Here is a 17,782-nt window from a genome sequence, read left to right as displayed (position 1 = left end):
TTAAACATACAATACACTATAATTCTAAAGAGTTTATTGTCAAATAAAAAGGCAGATTTCTCTGCCTTAATACACAATATACATAGTTCAAGGTACTATATATAACTTAAGGGCGTTTTATTTTTGTGTGCTTATTTACCATCCGTTTCATCATCTACTTTCTGAGTCATGATTGGAGGCGGCGCTTCATTATCAATTTTCCTACGGCCTTCATCGCTGAAGAAGATTTTCCAGATAAAGTGCCCGACAAAAAGGATTCCGCATCCTATAATCAGCGCCCAGTCGAAAGTGTCAAATGGTCTGTTAAAATAATCAAACATATAGTTCTCCAGGGTAGAGTTCGTGACTAAGCCCGTTAAACGTTGTGTGGATAATTGCTCCACCAGACCGGGCAATGCAATTCATTGTTTTTTTCAGACCATCCGGCATCTATGAGTAATCTCTTCACAAAAAATGGCTGGTTTCTGAAGATATCTGTAGAAATTGATGTAGCTTTAATGACACTTCCTTTTTCACCAGGTTTTGTTGGTTTCTCGTAACGCGTTATACCGATATGCTGTAGACGTGACCTAATCGCGCCATCTGTCCTATTCATTTTCTTGGCAATCACTTCTATTGAACGATGCTCAGATAGAAGTGTAATTAAAAACTTATAGTTTCCACATACCCATTTGGCTGGTTTTTGTGGTTCTCTTTGGTTCCGTTCAGGCACTGATCTTTCCTTAATTTGTTGTGGTTTTTCACTATCACAATCAATGTCAGTTCTGGCCGGGTAATTTGAAATGGTTTTATCTGGTACGGTTTCATAGATAATTTCATTAAGCACTATATGCTTGCTCCACCAATCTGGGGCGGTAAGGTCGAATCCATCAATGTGCCAGCCGAATTCGATTAGTGGCAGGACATCAAGAAAACGTTTTTTTGATAATTTCGCAGAACTTATTTTTTTATTTAACCATATAACCGTACTAGATGAATCGTCTTCAGCGCCCACGGTAATCATTCCAAGCTCTATAAGTTGCTGAAGAGTGGATTGATGGCTTCTTAAGGTAAGCTCGGCAAGTGCCGTTTTACTGATACCATGTTGTATCGCCTTAAGTAAGACCCGAGTATCGTCAGGAGTCCACGGTTTACCGGTAATGAGGTGTGAAGATGTTTTCTTATGTAGCTGATCAGTATCCTCATCTTCGGGTACTAACAGGCTTGTGTTTCTTGTTCGCCACCATTCTGGAGAGTACAGAACATTTTCACCATTTATGCAGTGTGCTACCCATCCATTATCTAGCAGGGTTTTAAGAGTTATACCTGAAGCTGGTTCAGCCGGTGGCACTCTGATTGAAGAGTTAGGCTTGAGGGTAATTTCGTTAGGCTCGGAGAGATTTTCTCTTATGAGAAGGTATAAATCCAACTCGATACATCTTAACTGGATTATCCTTTCATTGTATCCAAGAATGGACGTAAGCGCTGCAAATGAGTAACCATCCTTAAGCCCTTTTATAAGCTTCAGATCTTCAGCTGGTGACCATGACGGTAATTTCTTCTTCATTCACTTGCCTTAGAGTGAACTAAATATTTCTGATATTACTTGTAAATCAATAATTCTTGAATCGAGAATGGGGGCGTTTTGAGGTGTATAAATCGCACTTAGACTCGACCATTTAGTATCCGTGGTTGAAGAGCTCCTCAACTCCAGCATTTACGACATCCTGGTTTCCAGGGATGTAACGTGGCCAGCCTTCTACCTCTTTGATGTTCTTAACGATAACTCCTTCGAAGCCAAATTGATCTGCCGATATATCAACAATATGGAATTCATCGTTGTTGGAGATCTCACACCAGTAATGACCGAACCCGCCATACATAGTGAATAACCCGCCGTCAGATTTCCCATCGCCACCTCTAATCACAGCTGATAACCCTTTGCTATGTGCCAGACGAGCTAATAGCAGACTGGCAAATAGGCATGTGCCCGTTGTGTCATCGGTATCACAGTCAGCGAGGATACCGTTCAGTAATGCCCGTGCTTCAGTCGCAACATCATTAATGAGGTTTTTCATCAGGGTTACTTATCGCAAATCGGTTTCAGGGGATTCTGCCAGACAGGCCGTAGCGTGACAATTTTTTATGACCCCAATAGGGGGCGAAATTAACGGGTCTTAGAATTTCGTCACCGATGAATGTTGCGTTAATCTTTTTTTATATAAAGAGGAGCTAACCATGAATAAAATGAAGTACAGTGCAGTATTGAATGAATGGAATTTTAAGTATGATTCTGCTGAAAGATTCGGTGACTCACACTTTCTTTATATCCATAATTTCATGAACGATCAGAGCCAGTTACTTGGTATTATCATAGCTGATTTTTTGAAGGTTCCTCAGATAGAACTTCTTCCTATTCAGACCGCCATAGATAACCTTGTAAGGTTATTAAAGGTTCAGACATCCAGGTCGTTAACGTCTGATGAGGGTGTTGATCTTGCTCAATTCCTCACTCAGTACCTCAGACAGACACAATCTTATGCTGCGGTTTCAAGTATGTGTCCGGTTGGTCAAAAGTTGAATTTTTTCCTGAACATCTACCCAAGAAAAGGTAATAAAGAGTTTTCTTTTCGATTATTCGCAATCACCACACTCAATGAAATTACAAGCGTGTCTGAATTTGTTGAAATGGCACATAGTACTCAACAAAGTGATCTGATTAATAATCCTGGTTATTTTGTTTGATTACTAAATAATTCCATATTGAAATCATTAACCATCACTTAACAGTGATGGTTTTTTGTTTTATTTCAATTATCTTTTTGTTCGATATGACTATCTGCTTTTTATAATCTGATTTCACTTACTATCATGCTGATACTACTAGGTAAAATGGTCGTGATGACTTTAATTCATGCTATTCCATTGAGATTTGTGTTTACAATCAATAAAAATATTGTTAATAAAATGTAATCCTTAACATAAATCAACATGGATATGGAACCTACACTACAATGGCAAAGAAAAACATACATCAGGAAGAGATTGTATTCGCGAAGAAACAGCTTGTTCTCCTTGCAACATTAAAAGGGAAGGTAAGTGAATTGATTCTAAAGTGGGAAGGGAACATTGGAGCTGAGACTCCTGACTTGAATCGCCACGGGTTTAACAGACACCTCAGAGTCATTTAAGATGGCTTAAAGAGAGGTGCCCATGAGCAGTAAGCGTTATCCCGAAGAGTTTAAAATTGAAGCAGTCAAACAGGTTGTTGATCGCGGTTATTCTGTTGCCAGCGTTGCAACACGTCTCGATATCACCACCCACAGCCTTTACGCCTGGATAAAGAAGTACGGTCCGGATTCTTCCACTAATAAAGAACAGTCAGATGTTCAGGCCGAGATCCGCCGTCTCCAGAAAGAGCTGAAACGGGTTACCGACGAACGGGACATATTAAAAAAAGCCGCTGTAGATTCAATTGGTCAACGCAACAGTTATGTGAAAACATGGGGTTGCGGAGGTTTTTTGAATGAGACGAACATTTACAGCAGAGGAAAAAGCCTCTGTTTTTGAACTATGGAAGAACGGAACAGGCTTCAGTGAAATAGCGAATATCCTGGGTTCAAAACCCGGAACGATCTTCACTATGTTAAGGGATACTGGCGGCATAAAACCCCATGAGCGTAAGCGGGCTGTAGCTCACCTGACACTGTCTGAGCGCGAGGAGATACGAGCTGGTTTGTCAGCCAAAATGAGCATTCGTGCGATAGCTACTGCGCTGAATCGCAGTCCTTCGACGATCTCACGTGAAGTTCAGCGTAATCGGGGCAGACGCTATTACAAAGCTGTTGATGCTAATAACCGAGCCAACAGAATGGCGAAAAGGCCAAAACCGTGCTTACTGGATCAAAATTTACCATTGCGAAAGCTTGTTCTGGAAAAGCTGGAGATGAAATGGTCTCCAGAGCAAATATCAGGATGGTTAAGGCGAACAAAACCACGTCAAAAAACGCTGCGAATATCACCTGAGACAATTTATAAAACGCTGTACTTTCGTAGCCGTGAAGCGCTACACCACCTGAATATACAGCATCTGCGACGGTCGCATAGCCTTCGCCATGGCAGGCGTCATACCCGCAAAGGCGAAAGAGGTACGATTAACATAGTGAACGGAACACCAATTCACGAACGTTCCCGAAATATCGATAACAGACGCTCTCTGGGGCATTGGGAGGGCGATTTAGTCTCAGGTACAAAAAACTCTCATATAGCCACACTTGTAGACCGAAAATCACGTTATACGATCATCCTTAGACTCAGGGGCAAAGATTCTGTCTCAGTAAATCAGGCTCTTACCGACAAATTCCTGAGTTTACCGTCAGAACTCAGAAAATCACTGACATGGGACAGAGGAATGGAACTGGCCAGACATCTAGAATTTACTGTCAGCACCGGCGTTAAAGTTTACTTCTGCGATCCTCAGAGTCCTTGGCAGCGGGGAACAAATGAGAACACAAATGGGCTAATTCGGCAGTACTTTCCTAAAAAGACATGTCTTGCCCAATATACTCAACATGAACTAGATCTGGTTGCTGCTCAGCTAAACAACAGACCGAGAAAGACACTGAAGTTCAAAACACCGAAAGAGATAATTGAAAGGGGTGTTGCATTGACAGATTGAATCTACAGCGGCGTACTTCGCAAAGCTGTCCGACTGAGGTACGCCTTTATCCGTGACAACACCTGTTGCTGGCCTGTTCGCCTGCTCTGTCGGGTGCTGGATGTTCATCCCAGTGGTTTTTACGCCTGGCTTCAGCAGCCGCATTCACAACGCCATCAGGCAGACCTGAGACTGACAGGACAGATTAAACAGTTCTGGCTGGAATCGGGATGCGTCTATGGTTATCGTAAAATCCATCTGGATCTGCGGGACAGCGGGCAACAGTGCGGAGTGAACAGAGTCTGGCGACTGATGAAACGTGTCGGGATAAAGGCTCAGGTCGGATACCGGAGCCCGCGGGCACGTAAAGGCGAGGCCAGTATCGTGTCGCCCAACAGGCTCCAGCGACAGTTCAATCCGGATGCTCCGAATGAGCGTTGGGTAACGGATATAACCTACATCAGAACCCACGAAGGCTGGCTGTATCTTGCCGTGGTTGTTGATCTGTTCTCACGCAAAATTATCGGCTGGTCCATGCAATCCCGGATGGCAAAGGACATTGTCCTGAACGCACTGCTGATGGCTGTATGGCGGCGTAATCCCCAAAAACAGGTGCTGGTTCATTCGGATCAGGGCAGTCAGTACACAAGCCATGAGTGGCAGTCGTTCCTGAAATCACACGGCCTGGAGGGCAGCATGAGCCGTCGCGGTAACTGCCATGATAATGCGGTTGCAGAAAGCTTTTTCCAATTGTTGAAACGCGAACGGATAAAGAAAAAGATCTACGGAACGCGGGAAGAAGCCCGCAGCGATATTTTTGATTACATCGAAATGTTTTATAACAGTAAGCGTCGGCATGGTTCTAGCGATCAGATTTCACCGACAGAATATGAAAACCAGTATTATCAACGGCTCGGAAGTGTCTAGATTATCCGTGGCGATTCAACTATCATCTTTTAATGAACCAACTTGAGTCAGTAGAAAAGCAAATATTTTCTAAGATTGGTGCTTGGAAAAAGACATCTTTGCTTTGAGTGTCAGTGAAGAAAAACTTTATGAACAAACTTAATCCTCCTGCTTTATGTAATTCTTTTTTTACCAGGGATTTCTAGGAGAATCTTAGTCCATAACCCATCTGTCATAAAATCAATTATCGAGTCTGATATCATGGCTTTATTTGCAATTCTTTGAGCAGTGTAAATTGCCTGACTTTTATCTTCGATAAAGATGCCATGAGGCACTAGACTAACATTATCTTCGGTTTTCCTTGCCCACATGCGGAGGCGGTAATCTATTATGTATTCGTCATACTCTATCCACAGATGAGGTCGAATTATCTGGCCAGTTCCAGCCAACGTTACTTCTCCAACGATGCGCTGGTGCGGTATACAGAATCTATCTAGCAGGCAACTTACAACCATAGTATGACCATCACATTCGAGTGGAAGTACATCATATTTATGTAACAGCTCGCAGACATAAGCAACTTCAGGGGTTATGAACATTTACGGCCTCATATTAGACGGGGAGGGTGCTTAATTGGTCATTAAGCCTAAGTGATGATGGAGCCCAGTAGCCGGAACCGCACATCCACCGTTCACCAGGAAATGAAAAACCCTCTCTGATAAGAAACTCCCTAAGTTCGGTGCTGATGACATTCTCAACCTTTAAGATGTAGTTATTTGTCTCAGCTGCTTCTTTTAATTTCGAGAGTAACTGTCTGAAAAATCCTTTGCCTGGGGTCTTCACTGAAATGGTTGCGACTACCAGTACCGACGAACCGAGGTATGACATTTTTCCCGTCCGGGCACGGATGTATAACTCATCTACTAACTGAAGACCTTGAACCTTCATTGATTTTGAATGAAAGATGCTTTTTTTTGCTTCAACCATTAAGTGAGTGAATGATTGAAGGATCTTATTGATGTCTCTGTCATGACAACTCATATAATCACCAAATTAAATCAGCATAATAAATTGCACAGTGTATAGCGTAACTTTTCAATAAAGTTGATGCTTTGAAATAAAAGCAACAATACATAATCTTTGTGTCTTATTGACTAAGGTTGTTATGTAATTATCAGAGGTTTTTAATCCTTTCTAAAGATGCTAGATATGCTTCATAGTTATCTCCAAATTTTTTCTTTGCCCGTCTTACTCTCATCTTTTCTGCCAGTTCACTCTTATGCTCGGTCTGGTATTTTTTATTGTTTTGGAGTTTTACACCTGCACCGGAACCGGCAGCATAATTTCTGTTTTTATCGCTAATGCACAACTTGCATTTACTTTTAAGGCCAAACTTACCCTTAAGTTCCTTACCGAATTCTTCGAAGGGTTTAACCTGATTGCATCCTTTACAGCGTTTGCACCCAGAGGGGAGATCTTCATTAGCCATGTCTAGTTCCAGTGGTTAAAGGTAATGAACTGCATTTTACTGCAAACAGGCACTTCCAACCATAAAATCGACTACTTAACCATAATTCAACATAAGGTTCATTATGCGCACTTAGATGTGTAATGGCTCAATAGTAATGTCCGCCTGTGGCTCAATTCAGATGTCCGCGCTATGGTAAGCTTCACTGGTCCGTTTAAACTACCGGGAGGCATATCATGAGCGCAGAAAGCTCAGGAGTGTTTACTTTGAAAGAGATCAACCGGATCAAGATTATACAGGACGTCATTGAACGTCGCATCACAACGCGCCGTGCGGCCGAGCACCTCGGTATCAGCGACAGGCAATGCCGCAGACTTCTTGCCCGTTACCGTGAAGGCGGACCGCTTGGTATGGCCAGCAGACGATGTGGCATGCGTGGTAACCGCCAGTTGCCACCCGGGCTCGCAGATCAGGCTCTGGAACTGATCAAGACGCGTTATGCTGATTTCGGTCCGACTCTGGCGCGTGAAAAGCTCGAAGAACTCCACGGACTGTTTCTTGGCAAAGAAACTGTCCGGCGCATCATGGTGCGGGCTGGCTTATGGGTTCCCCGTAAACAACGTGCCGCAAGGATCCCTCAACCACGGTACCGGCGTCCGTGTACTGGTGAGCTGATACAAATAGATGGCTGTGATCACGACTGGTTTGAAGGCCGTGGCCCGGCCTGCACCGCGCTGGTCTATGTTGATGATGCAACCAGCAAACTGATGGAACTGTTGTTTGTTAAATCGGAGTCCACGTTTTCTTACTTCGAAGCCACGCGGCGCTATATCGATAAGCATGGTAAACCGCTGGCACTGTACAGCGATAAAGCCGGTGTTTTTCGTGTTAACAATAAACACGCCACAGGCGGAGACGGGCATACTCAGTTTGGGCGAGCCATGCATGAACTGAACATCCAGACTATCTGTGCAGAAACCAGTCCCGCCAAAGGGCGTGTAGAACGAGCTCACCTCACTTTACAGGATCGTCTGGTCAAAGAGCTGCGGTTACAGGGCATTTGTTCAATGGAGGCTGCAAATGACTTCGCTGAGGCCTATATGGCTGACTATAACCGCCGTTTTGGCAAAGTACCGCGACATGATTTTGACGTACACCGTGCTGTAGAACATGATGAGGACCTGGGGCTTATTTTCACTGTTCGTGAAAAACGTAAAGTCTCAAAATCGTTGACGATACAATATGATAAAATGTTGTACCTGATTGAAGACAGCGAACTGAGTCGCCGTGCAATAGGTAAATATATCGATGTGTATCACTATCCTGATGGCAGAAAAGAGCTGCGCCTGAACGGTACGCTACTTCCCTACTCTACCTACGACCGACTGTCAGAAATCGACCAGGGCGCGATTGTCGATAACAAGCGTCTTGGCCGAACCCTGGAGTTTATCAGTCTGGTGCAGAGCAAGCGGGATAACACGCGCTCTCAGTCAATTCCCGCTGGAGATGGCCCTTCCCGACGACGGCCAAAGCAGGAAGGGAAGAAATCCCAGCGCTCACTGGATAATGATGACATGCTCGAAGCACTCAAACAGCTTCAGTCACGTTCAGAGGACATTTTTGGTAAAAGAGCCCGCTGATGGTACTCACTGGCCGGACAGTGGTTGCTCACCAGTTGATATTGTCCGGCCAGACCCATGATGTATTATTCATTTCGTTCAGCATCTTTATGTCCTGCTTTTCACGGGCATACTTACCCCATAATGAATGAAAAGAACGAACAATACTGATTAACTGCTTTTTTCTTTGCTCCGGAGATAGGCTGATAAAATAGCAGCACCTGCTGTCAATATTATCCTCAATGAAATTAAAATCAGAGTCTGATGCATATTTTACTGTTAGCATAATATCATTCGACGTTGTTCTCTCAGACTCTGTTAATGCTGATTCTATCAGGTATTCAAAGGCATACATGACAGACAGCTGGTTTTTGTCTGTCTGAATATAACCCATTGAGTTTCTGAGTATTGAGGACTGTACCAGGACCAGAGGCCATAAAAGCTCAACACCATAAAGCTTATATGTATCATGTTGATCATACTGATGTTGCTCAACACGACGATTACCTTCCCGTGCTTTACGAATATCATAGGCAAGGGATAACATAAATCCGTCTTTAACTTTAATCAGTGGGCTTTCATCCACGATGTAATGAATGAGTTCATGTAATTCATTCAGGGCTTCTGAATCTCCCCACAGTATAAAACCTGCATTGTTCGGCGTTAACTCGTATCGAAGCATGGGCTCAATCATCCTGTTGTTTCAGTCGGAGGAAAGTCTATCAGTAAAGAGAATGAGAGATCAAAGTGGTCATTTTAATTGAGCTGGATAACGGACATTTCAATTGAGCCTTGACATTAGATTGTTAGAACCATTTAGTAATGTCACTTTTTATCCAGATAGAAACGTCACCTTAGAGTAAGCTAAACTGAATGCAATTCTAAGGGGCTCAACGCATGTTGGTGACCATGTCAGATAAAGAGATCCACCGCCTACCGGTGATACAGGCAGTTTGTGAAAAGCGTCTACGCCGTCGTGATGCAGCATCACAGCTTGGCATTTCAGAACGTCAGGCGCAACGACTTATCAATCGTTACCGAGTTTCTGGTGCTGAAGGACTTGTCAGCCGCAAACGCGGCCAGCCCAGCAACCGCCGGTTGACCGAATCTCTCAAACTACGAGTACTCACGCTGATACGTGAAAACTACAGTGACTTTGGGCCCACACTGGCCGCAGAAAAACTCAGAGAGCGCCATAATATCCGGCTTTCAATCGAGACCGTCCGCAACTGGATGACGTCTGACGGACTCTGGGTCCCGCATGCTCGCCGTAAGTCACGGGTTTATCAACCCCGACATCGGCGTGATTGTCTGGGTGAACTTATCCAGATCGACGGCTCCCACCATGACTGGTTTGAAGGCCGTGCGCCAAAATGCTGCCTGCTGGTCTTTATCGATGATGCCACCGGGCGTCTGATGCATTTGCGGTTCAGCGAGTCAGAAACAGCCTTTGACTACATGCTGGCAACCCGGGAATACATCGAGCAGCATGGGAAGCCGGTATCGCTGTACAGTGACAAACACGCAATATTTCGCGTCAGTGGTCCGGAGAAACGCAATACCACCGTTACCCAGTTCGGACGTGTGCTTTATGACCTGGCAATCGAGCTTATTTGTGCCAACAGCTCTGAAGCTAAAGGCCGCGTGGAACGTGCGAATCAGACACTTCAGGATCGGCTGATCAAAGAAATGCGTCTGGAAGGTATAACCGGCATTGAGGCCGCAAATGCCTGGCTTGCCACTTTCATCGCTGACTTTAACAGCCGGTTTTCACGACCGGCTAAGTTCCCCAAAGATTTGCATCGTCCGGTGCAGGAAAGCCCCGATGAATTAAGAGACATCTTTGCCTGGCATGATGTTCGTACCGTGTCGAAATCACTGACCTTCCAGTACGATAAGATCCTTTATCTCATGGACACCACAGAAGAAAATAGCCGTCTTGCCGGTGAAAAAATTAAAGTACTGGATTATCCCGATGGCACCCTCGCCTTCCTCTATGGGCACCGGAGCCTTAAGTGCCAGGCATTTGATAAGCTGGCCTGTGTCGACCAGGGGCAGATTGTTGATAACAAACGTCTCGGGACTGTACTCCGACTGGCTCAGGTAAAACAGGATGAGCGGGAAAGCGAAGGCAAACGGGAACGAAGCAAAAAATCGCCCAGCCGTAAGGCTCAGGTGCGCATCCAGGAACAGCTCCGGGCTATCAATCCCGTTCTGGCAGACCCGAGCTTGTTTGTGGCAAGTTCAAAGCGATAGAATCGACCATCAGTGCTGCAAAGTACCGGAACAGTGAGTCCCCAAAAGGATACTTGAGATGATTAAATTCCCGACTACAAAGCGCGTTGATTTGTATAAAACTGCTGTCAGCTCTGAGCAATTACATCTAGATCTGGTTGCGGCTCAGGAGTTCATGTTCGATGCCTGGGAAAATGATGACCTGGAAGTTGTGCTGAAACTCATCAGAAAAGCTATCAAGAAATCCCCGCTCTGTGCTGACGCATACTCATTCTACTGCGAGATATCTCAAGAACCTCCTGAGTCAAAAATCGGGAAGCTGGAGACTGCTTTGTACGCAGCCAGCATTGCACTTGGCGAGGATTTTCAGGAGTTCGCAGGACGTTTCTGGGGATTTGTCGAAACACGTCCATATATGAGAGCAAAAGCAGCTTTGGCTGAGGCCTTATGGGAGTCTGGTAATTTTTATCCGGCTATGGCTCATAGCCGCGAAATGCTGAAGCTCAACCCGAACGATAACCAGGGGATTCGTCATTTATTAGCGAACTATTACCTTGAGCTTGAAATGGTGGATGATCTGGCCTTGCTACTGGACGATTATCCTGGGGATATGCGTTCGTTTTTTCAGTATACACGCGCCCTACTCGCCTACCGACAGTCATCCCCGGATGCCGATGATATCGCTAAAGCTGCGATTGATTCTAATAGACACATCCCCGGCTTGTTATCGAAGTGCAGATTACAGATCAAGTCTAACAGTGGATATATCACGTTAGGTGGAATGGATGAAGCCATTTATTATGTGAATCATAATATAAAGCCTTGGATTCGCACCTCTGGCGCAATTGATTGGATTGTAAATAATTCATTAAGTAAAATATAAGGATTTAGTTTTAATGTTTAATCTAATTATGGGCGGAGAACCTGACTATTTTGAACATTGGCCCATGTATGAACGGGTTAGTGGGAGTTGTGATTTTCCTATATCACGTATGTTAGAAGGCACCTCTGATGACATCCGGTTGAAGTTAACGCCTTTGAATGATAAAGCATTATCTTATATTGAGAAATTACCTACGCTTTTTATGTCAGAACTTTATTCCCGAGACAATGTTGAATACATTACTTTGCGACTTGGTGTAATTTCAAATCTACGAACAGTTAACAAAAATGTTGAGTTTGATTTCAGAATCACTCACTCACAAGATGATGTCGTAGTGATAAACAAAGAGTTATATCAAACAGCTTTAGAATTAGGTGCATATGGGCTGAAACGGACTCACTGGGGAATAAAAGCACGTGATTTAAATCAAACATTAGCACTTCTAAATATAACGACAAGAAGTACACCACTTCCTCCTACTGAAGCACTTCCTGATGAAGTTGATAACTACCCAATAATAGATAATGTTCAAAGTTTCATGGCGCGTGTTTTAGAACAAGATCATGAAGAAGATGCAGAAATATTTTATCGTGGACATTCTGATGTATCTTACGAGTTGGCTCCATCAGTTTTCAGGAAAAACAAAAAAGGTAACTTCAAGCATTTGCACAGTGAATCAAATTTAGTCCGTGAAGCCCTAACAGCAAGGCCAACTGAGTTTGTTGATGATAAAACAATGCTAGACAAGTTAGTAAGGATGCAACACTACGGACTACCAACTCGTTTGTTGGATATAACATCAAATCCACTAATCGCTCTGTATTTCGCTTGTTGCGACATTAGTAATAATGAAAATACAAATGAGGTTGATGGACATGTTATTATTTTCAAAACAAAAAGGGATCGTATAAAATTCTTTGACTCTGATACAGTAAGTTGCATATCAAATATATCAATGCTAAGTCAAACACTGAAAGATCAGCTGGATTGTAAAATGGACAAGGAGGCTTTCAATAAAACTGAAGCTTGTCAAAAACTCATACATTACATTAAAGATGAAAAACCTTATTTTAAAGATGTAATTATACCATCAGATTTGGAAAGGTTAATTTTCGTTAAAGGAAGAAATAATAATGAAAGGATGTCATCACAGTCAGGTGCATTCTTATTATTTGGGAATAATGCTGTTTATCCCGATTTAGTTTCAAACCCTGATGATGCTATGCAAGAGTTTAAAGTAGAAAAAATAGTGATCAGAAACAAAGCTAGAATACTTAAGGAACTCGCAAGGTTAAACATTACAGATGCGACAGTTTATCAAGGCATGGAAAGGACAATGAAACTAATTGCGGCCAAATTTTCCGCAGGAGATTGATCTTCATGTGGTTTTTTGACACACTAGCCTGTCGCTACTGGCATTGGTCCCTTGTATGCTAAGCATATGAACTCTGGTGTGTGTTGGACAGGAGCAATTAACCAGTCGTATAGTAAAATTTGAATGTAAAAATATAAAACAAGGAGTTGAGAATGAACCCCATTACTTTGAGTGAAATGAGTGATGAAGATGAAGAGGTAAAAATCATTTCTTCATATGAACCTCAAGATGATGAGATTGCGATCGTTTTTGATAGTTCAAAAATTACTGGAGGTAATGCACTGGATTTTTTCCAGTTCACCAAGCAATCACATTCTAATGTTAAAGTGTACGGAGATTCTAATGGTGTTTCGTACCTGCAATTAAACAGTATAACGTTAGCGTTAGGCACTTTCTTTGCCACATCAGTAATGATACCTTTTTTAGTAAATCTTGTTTCAAATTATATTCAGAAAAAAATTGATAACTTTGGAACTAGAGATATAGACGTTAAAGTCTCTATAATTAAAAAAAATAAATCAGGAAAACATGTGAAATACACTGTTTCTGGAAAAGTAGACGATGTTTTAAAAGTAATTAACAAAATCAAATAAAAATCTATATAGATATTATGAATATTCACGAAAAGTTAAAGCGTTGGATGTGTATTACTCAAGAAGATAGTGCTATTCTTGATTATCTTAATGCTGAGTTAAAAAAAGCTCAATCCTTGAGCTTGAATAATGAATCAAACAGATTGTTTTTATACAAAACAATTTTACTAGCCCATTTAAAATATATTCAAGTCATTAATTTACTTACAAGAGGTGATTTTTATGAAGCATGGGTAGAACTTGAAAGGATAGAAATAGATTTAATACATATTAAAGAAAATAATGAGTTTCTGCCTGAGGTTAATTTCTATGGTGTTAACTTCTTAGCGAGAATGGTATGTAATTGGCAGGCGTTATTCCCATATAAAATCTTCGGTAGTTCTCGTGAAATAATAAAAGAAGTGAAATGTTCAGTATGTAATACAACCCGTAGTTTTATTAATGATTGTGGTCATGTTAAAAATAAACTTTATAATGGAGTTCTTTGCTTTGATGAAGTGATCGATTTTGAATTAATTACTTATGACATAGTTAGTAATCCCGTTAACAAATGTAGTGTTTTTTTCTCCAATGATGGTGATCATTATAACTATTCAACTTTAATTAGTGTTGTCAAATACATACAATCCCCACATCAAATTTTCAATATTACGACCTGGAGATTTAAGGCGAAAGAACATGATGGAGTATTATCGCCAGAAAATATTTGTCCATGTGGAGATTCTTTAAAAAAATATGCAGATTGTTGTTTGCCACGTAATGGTATTTATAAAAAACATATAGATATTTGGTTTCCCTTCCCGTTGAATGTAGAACCTATTTAGAACCAGATATTCAATAACTAAAGATCCCGTTGACACAGATATTTCCATATTAAGATGTTTTCGTTATATTTTTATTCCAGTCTTTCATATTTAACTTTTGCTTTATTAATTGGTTGAGTGGGATAACGCAGCAGTCACATTAATATGATTACATAGGCTGAAAGTGCCCTTTCTATCTTGCACAAAGAGGTGACATTTTAAACTTGCTTTGACAAACGTAGATAAAGGCTGAATCTGATGTTTTATGGTCATCCTTGTGCTGGCTGTGTTGCCCGTACTCTCTGTTGCGCATAACGATTGAAATGTCTTGCGGCCTTCACTGAGATTACCGGGCGTCCTGATAATTTTCTTAGGACCTGATTCGAATGAAACGATTGATACCAATCCTTACCTTTGCCGCCAGTATGACCATTCCGGTTACTGCAATGGCAGACAATATTGTTTGTCATGATGGCTGGAGCATTGAGCGACACGTTACCGGTAGTGCCAGTAGTGGATTCATGAGCTACATGAAAGACGCTGGCGTCATAAAGTTACTGCATCACGGCAAGCTCATCTCACAAAAACGTATTCAGGATATTCAGCAATCGGTGTATCAGACCAGTGGCGCTCCACTTGTTAACTACGAGTTTGATGTTGATGAAAACAGTTTCTATATCCTTGCTCTGGATATGAGCACTCAGGGTGCATCAGGTGGTGAACCGGATATCAAGCTTTGGGGTACTGATGCAATGGGAATTGATTGTATTTTACAGGGAGGTGCTGAATGAAAAATTCAACCACCCTTCCCTTATTGATATCAATCGCCGGTTTGTTATTTGCAAATCAGTCACTGGCGATTACGCAATCACAGATGCAGATGAGAGTGACTGCTACATGTGATTCTTACGCAAATTTTTCCAGAATTGCCAACCCGGATGTTATTTATGGCGCATGTATAACCGGAGCCAGGGACGCAATACAGCATCGCAATTCCGTCTGTGAGAAGAAAATAAAGAAATTTAATAAACAGACGGAAAACTTACGAGGAATGGAACGAGCCGAGCATATTGAAGTTACTCAGGCATATCGCGCCGGATGCAACACTGGAAAACAAAACTAAAAAGGAATACAAAAAAATGAACAGTTCATTTTTGACAAAACATCTTTCAAAATTAACGCTCGCTATCAATCTTACAATAACCATACTGATTTGGCTCTATTTTATTGGAACTGACAACCCGTCATGGTATTCGATACTTCAGGGGTATGCTTTCATCAGCTTTGATACGGCAAAAATCATTATCACCGTTGTCTGTGCTGCATGGATAATCAAAAGCATTACATCCTATGAGCTAAAAACAGTTCTGTTTACTCAGGCGGACATTCAGAAGGAAATACTCAAAGAGCTTCAGTTATTAAGAAATGGAAAGCAAATGAATAATGCCGATGCCATGAAAGATGATTTCAGGATAGACTTTGATAAAGTAGATTGCTGATATTTCTCTGATGCTGACATGTAAGGGTCTTCATTTTGGTGGAGATTCTTATTTTTTTATTCTGATTCTTTGTTAACTCAAGCCGTATGGCTCTCCTGCGGAGGGCTTAATATTGGGATAATATTGAGAGGTTCAGAGTAAGTACAGAAAACCGATTAAGAATAAATATATCATAATAAGGGTTTAACCCCGGTTGGCGATTTGGCGATGGTAGCATGGATATTTGAATCTGTAAATTGATTATATTTATTTTTATTTTACCACCCTATCGGGTGATTCCGGCACAGCACATCAGCATAACCAGAAGCATATAACGCGCTACAGGCCATCAGGGGAATGCAGTCGGTGCAAAGCCATACTTCAGCCCTGAAACAGCCCACAATCACGCCAGTGCAACCTCCGGTCACAATCTGCACTAATTTCATTTAACTGTATAAATGAACAGTGGTGCATATGCCGGAATCCTGCCATCAGACAGACTCTGCACACCCTGCCCTGACCCGTATTTACAGTGCCTGTAGCGCATTCTGAGCGCACCAGTGCATGATAAGGCAGGGTGCTGAGCCTGCTTTGTGACAACCTCAGATTACTGCTGACAGAACGACACGATACCTGTCACATTGCATTGTCTGTATTATTTTAAATTTTATTTTTTTGAATGGATTCTTAAATTTAATTCCTGACCTCCACCCGGAGTGCTGGCCTGACAGAAGTTAAAGGGGAAAAACAGGACCCGACCCGATTCTTTTTCTCCCTCCAATTCTTTACTCAGGAAATATTAAATGACGCTTTTTCGAAACAAGAGATACCACCAGAACTACAACCATAACACGTTATTTCCCGGTGCTGTATTTACCACGAAGCATAATGGTGAATGCTCTGTTCTTGGTCGCTCCGAAGATAAATCAAGACGCGGATATTATGTTGTGCAATTTAAAGACAGCGGCATAATCAAAGAGGCCTACGGTACGCATATTAAATCAGGTGCAGTCTCAGGTGACGCGTTCCCGTCCTCAGAAGATGAACGAATAACACTGTTGATGAAGCCCCGTTATTATGATGTGGGATATATTGGAAATGGAAAGCATTCCACAATTGAAAACACCCGAAGCCATCAGAGAACAAGAGCGTTCATTCTCTGGCATAATATGTTGGCAAGGTGCTACATGACAGTTAAAGGGAAACAATATTTTAAAGGATATAAGGGAGTGACGGTTTGCGAAAGATGGCATAACTTCCAGCATTTCTGCGATGACCTTCCAAAACTTAATGGCTATGCCCGCTGGAAAAATAACCCCGGAGAATATGAGTTGGATAAAGATTTTTCACATCGTCGTTTCTATTCCCCGGACACAGTTTTTTTCATCAGTACAATGGAGAATGCAAAGGAAGCAGCATTACGACGCTCAGCAATGAAGATACTGAGCCAGCATTATCACGAAGTGAATAAAATACGAAATGAAATAGTTATGGATACGGAGGATGAACTTAAGAAAAACAATATTGTTTATGAAATTGCATATAACGGGAATACTAAAATCATTATCTCAGAAACACCCTATGGTACGGTGGCATTCTATCCCCTGACCAGAAAGATTCAGCGAAACAGTTACATGACGGAGGGTGATACACAGATTTATGTATCCTACCTGAACTGGCTCAGGCTTCAGTGGGAAATCAGGAATCCCTTCATTAACTGCATTGCTGTAAAATGATGATAATGCTATAAATAGCTGCACTATATACTTAACAAATAAACATCAGG

Annotated in this window: 19 protein-coding genes and 2 pseudogenes; 14 read left to right on the top strand and 7 right to left on the bottom strand. The window is 42.0% G+C overall.

Features of this window, described 5'->3' with window-relative positions:
• Positions 1-131 precede the first annotated feature (131 nt).
• The 3 genes from C2U41_RS27815 to C2U41_RS27805 form a co-directional block, all read right to left on the bottom strand.
• On the bottom strand, positions 132-320 hold the full coding sequence (locus C2U41_RS27815) for a hypothetical protein (RefSeq protein WP_007372207.1): 189 nt from the start codon (positions 318-320) through the stop codon (positions 132-134).
• A 35-nt stretch (positions 321-355) separates the two neighbouring features.
• Positions 356-1,546 (bottom strand): hypothetical protein, encoded by a 1,191-nt coding sequence (locus C2U41_RS27810; RefSeq protein WP_009652915.1) that lies wholly within the window; start codon positions 1,544-1,546, stop codon positions 356-358.
• 112 nt (positions 1,547-1,658) lie between these two features.
• On the bottom strand, positions 1,659-2,057 hold the full coding sequence (locus C2U41_RS27805) for a hypothetical protein (protein ID WP_016241897.1): 399 nt from the start codon (positions 2,055-2,057) through the stop codon (positions 1,659-1,661).
• A gap of 160 nt (positions 2,058-2,217) precedes the next feature.
• Between C2U41_RS27805 and C2U41_RS27800 the strand changes: the two genes are divergently transcribed.
• From C2U41_RS27800 to C2U41_RS27785, 4 genes and pseudogenes are all read left to right on the top strand, one after another.
• The gene (locus C2U41_RS27800) at positions 2,218-2,724 is read left to right on the top strand and encodes a hypothetical protein (RefSeq protein ID WP_007372203.1); all 507 of its coding nucleotides are present in this window, start codon (positions 2,218-2,220) and stop codon (positions 2,722-2,724) included.
• 468 nt (positions 2,725-3,192) lie between these two features.
• Positions 3,193-3,441: pseudogene (locus C2U41_RS27795) on the top strand (transposase); the annotation flags it as partial.
• 64 nt (positions 3,442-3,505) lie between these two features.
• The gene (locus tag C2U41_RS27790; protein ID WP_001254932.1) at positions 3,506-4,657 is read left to right on the top strand and encodes an IS30-like element IS30 family transposase; all 1,152 of its coding nucleotides are present in this window, start codon (positions 3,506-3,508) and stop codon (positions 4,655-4,657) included.
• Positions 4,658-4,669: 12 nt separating this feature from the next.
• Positions 4,670-5,563, top strand: a pseudogene (locus C2U41_RS27785) (IS3 family transposase); the annotation flags it as partial.
• A 152-nt stretch (positions 5,564-5,715) separates the two neighbouring features.
• On the opposite strand, the gene C2U41_RS27780 reads toward C2U41_RS27785, so the two are convergent.
• From C2U41_RS27780 to C2U41_RS27770, 3 genes are all read right to left on the bottom strand, one after another.
• Positions 5,716-6,141: a hypothetical protein gene (locus C2U41_RS27780; RefSeq protein WP_016241518.1), complete on the bottom strand. Its 426-nt coding sequence runs from the start codon at positions 6,139-6,141 to the stop codon at positions 5,716-5,718.
• 13 nt (positions 6,142-6,154) lie between these two features.
• Entirely contained in the window at positions 6,155-6,583 is a 429-nt protein-coding gene (locus C2U41_RS29875; RefSeq protein ID WP_032155219.1) for a hypothetical protein, read from the bottom strand.
• 133 nt (positions 6,584-6,716) lie between these two features.
• On the bottom strand, positions 6,717-7,031 hold the full coding sequence (locus tag C2U41_RS27770) for a hypothetical protein (RefSeq protein ID WP_009652923.1): 315 nt from the start codon (positions 7,029-7,031) through the stop codon (positions 6,717-6,719).
• Positions 7,032-7,246: 215 nt separating this feature from the next.
• Here C2U41_RS27770 and C2U41_RS27765 point away from each other — a divergent pair, with 215 nt between their 5' ends.
• Positions 7,247-8,650: an ISNCY-like element ISKpn21 family transposase gene (locus C2U41_RS27765; RefSeq protein WP_001567368.1), complete on the top strand. Its 1,404-nt coding sequence runs from the start codon at positions 7,247-7,249 to the stop codon at positions 8,648-8,650.
• 28 nt (positions 8,651-8,678) lie between these two features.
• Here C2U41_RS27765 and C2U41_RS27760 read toward each other — a convergent pair whose 3' ends face one another.
• Complete coding sequence (locus C2U41_RS27760; protein ID WP_001567369.1) at positions 8,679-9,311, bottom strand: DUF6904 family protein; 633 nt, start codon at positions 9,309-9,311, stop codon at positions 8,679-8,681.
• 227 nt (positions 9,312-9,538) lie between these two features.
• On the opposite strand from C2U41_RS27760, the gene C2U41_RS27755 reads away from it, so the two are divergent.
• From C2U41_RS27755 to C2U41_RS27715, 9 genes are all read left to right on the top strand, one after another.
• The gene (locus tag C2U41_RS27755; protein ID WP_076611902.1) at positions 9,539-10,885 is read left to right on the top strand and encodes an ISNCY-like element ISLad2 family transposase; all 1,347 of its coding nucleotides are present in this window, start codon (positions 9,539-9,541) and stop codon (positions 10,883-10,885) included.
• Positions 10,886-10,943: 58 nt separating this feature from the next.
• Positions 10,944-11,747 carry a hypothetical protein gene (locus C2U41_RS27750; RefSeq protein WP_000589340.1) on the top strand — a complete coding sequence of 268 codons (804 nt, stop codon included), beginning with the start codon at positions 10,944-10,946 and terminating at the stop codon, positions 11,745-11,747.
• A gap of 13 nt (positions 11,748-11,760) precedes the next feature.
• Entirely contained in the window at positions 11,761-13,122 is a 1,362-nt protein-coding gene (locus C2U41_RS27745) for an FRG domain-containing protein (protein ID WP_000482601.1), read from the top strand.
• Positions 13,123-13,274: 152 nt separating this feature from the next.
• Complete coding sequence (locus C2U41_RS27740; RefSeq protein WP_016239970.1) at positions 13,275-13,715, top strand: hypothetical protein; 441 nt, start codon at positions 13,275-13,277, stop codon at positions 13,713-13,715.
• A gap of 17 nt (positions 13,716-13,732) precedes the next feature.
• Positions 13,733-14,539, top strand: a complete 807-nt coding sequence (locus C2U41_RS27735; RefSeq protein ID WP_016239971.1) for a hypothetical protein — start codon at positions 13,733-13,735, stop codon at positions 14,537-14,539.
• 365 nt (positions 14,540-14,904) lie between these two features.
• Positions 14,905-15,309 carry a hypothetical protein gene (locus C2U41_RS27730; protein WP_045269655.1) on the top strand — a complete coding sequence of 135 codons (405 nt, stop codon included), beginning with the start codon at positions 14,905-14,907 and terminating at the stop codon, positions 15,307-15,309.
• A complete protein-coding gene (locus tag C2U41_RS27725; RefSeq protein ID WP_045269657.1) occupies positions 15,306-15,641 on the top strand; it encodes a hypothetical protein in 336 nt (111 codons plus the stop codon). Before C2U41_RS27730 ends, C2U41_RS27725 begins: the two co-directional genes overlap by 4 nt.
• Positions 15,642-15,657: 16 nt before the next feature.
• Complete coding sequence (locus C2U41_RS27720) at positions 15,658-16,017, top strand: hypothetical protein (protein ID WP_045269654.1); 360 nt, start codon at positions 15,658-15,660, stop codon at positions 16,015-16,017.
• 782 nt (positions 16,018-16,799) lie between these two features.
• Positions 16,800-17,732 (top strand): hypothetical protein, encoded by a 933-nt coding sequence (locus C2U41_RS27715; protein WP_104427108.1) that lies wholly within the window; start codon positions 16,800-16,802, stop codon positions 17,730-17,732.
• Positions 17,733-17,782: the final 50 nt, after the last annotated feature.

The sequence above is a fragment of the Citrobacter freundii complex sp. CFNIH4 genome (assembly GCF_002934505.1).
In the GTDB taxonomy this organism is placed as follows: domain Bacteria; phylum Pseudomonadota; class Gammaproteobacteria; order Enterobacterales; family Enterobacteriaceae; genus Citrobacter; species Citrobacter freundii.
This window is presented reverse-complemented; position numbering and strand designations above follow the sequence as displayed.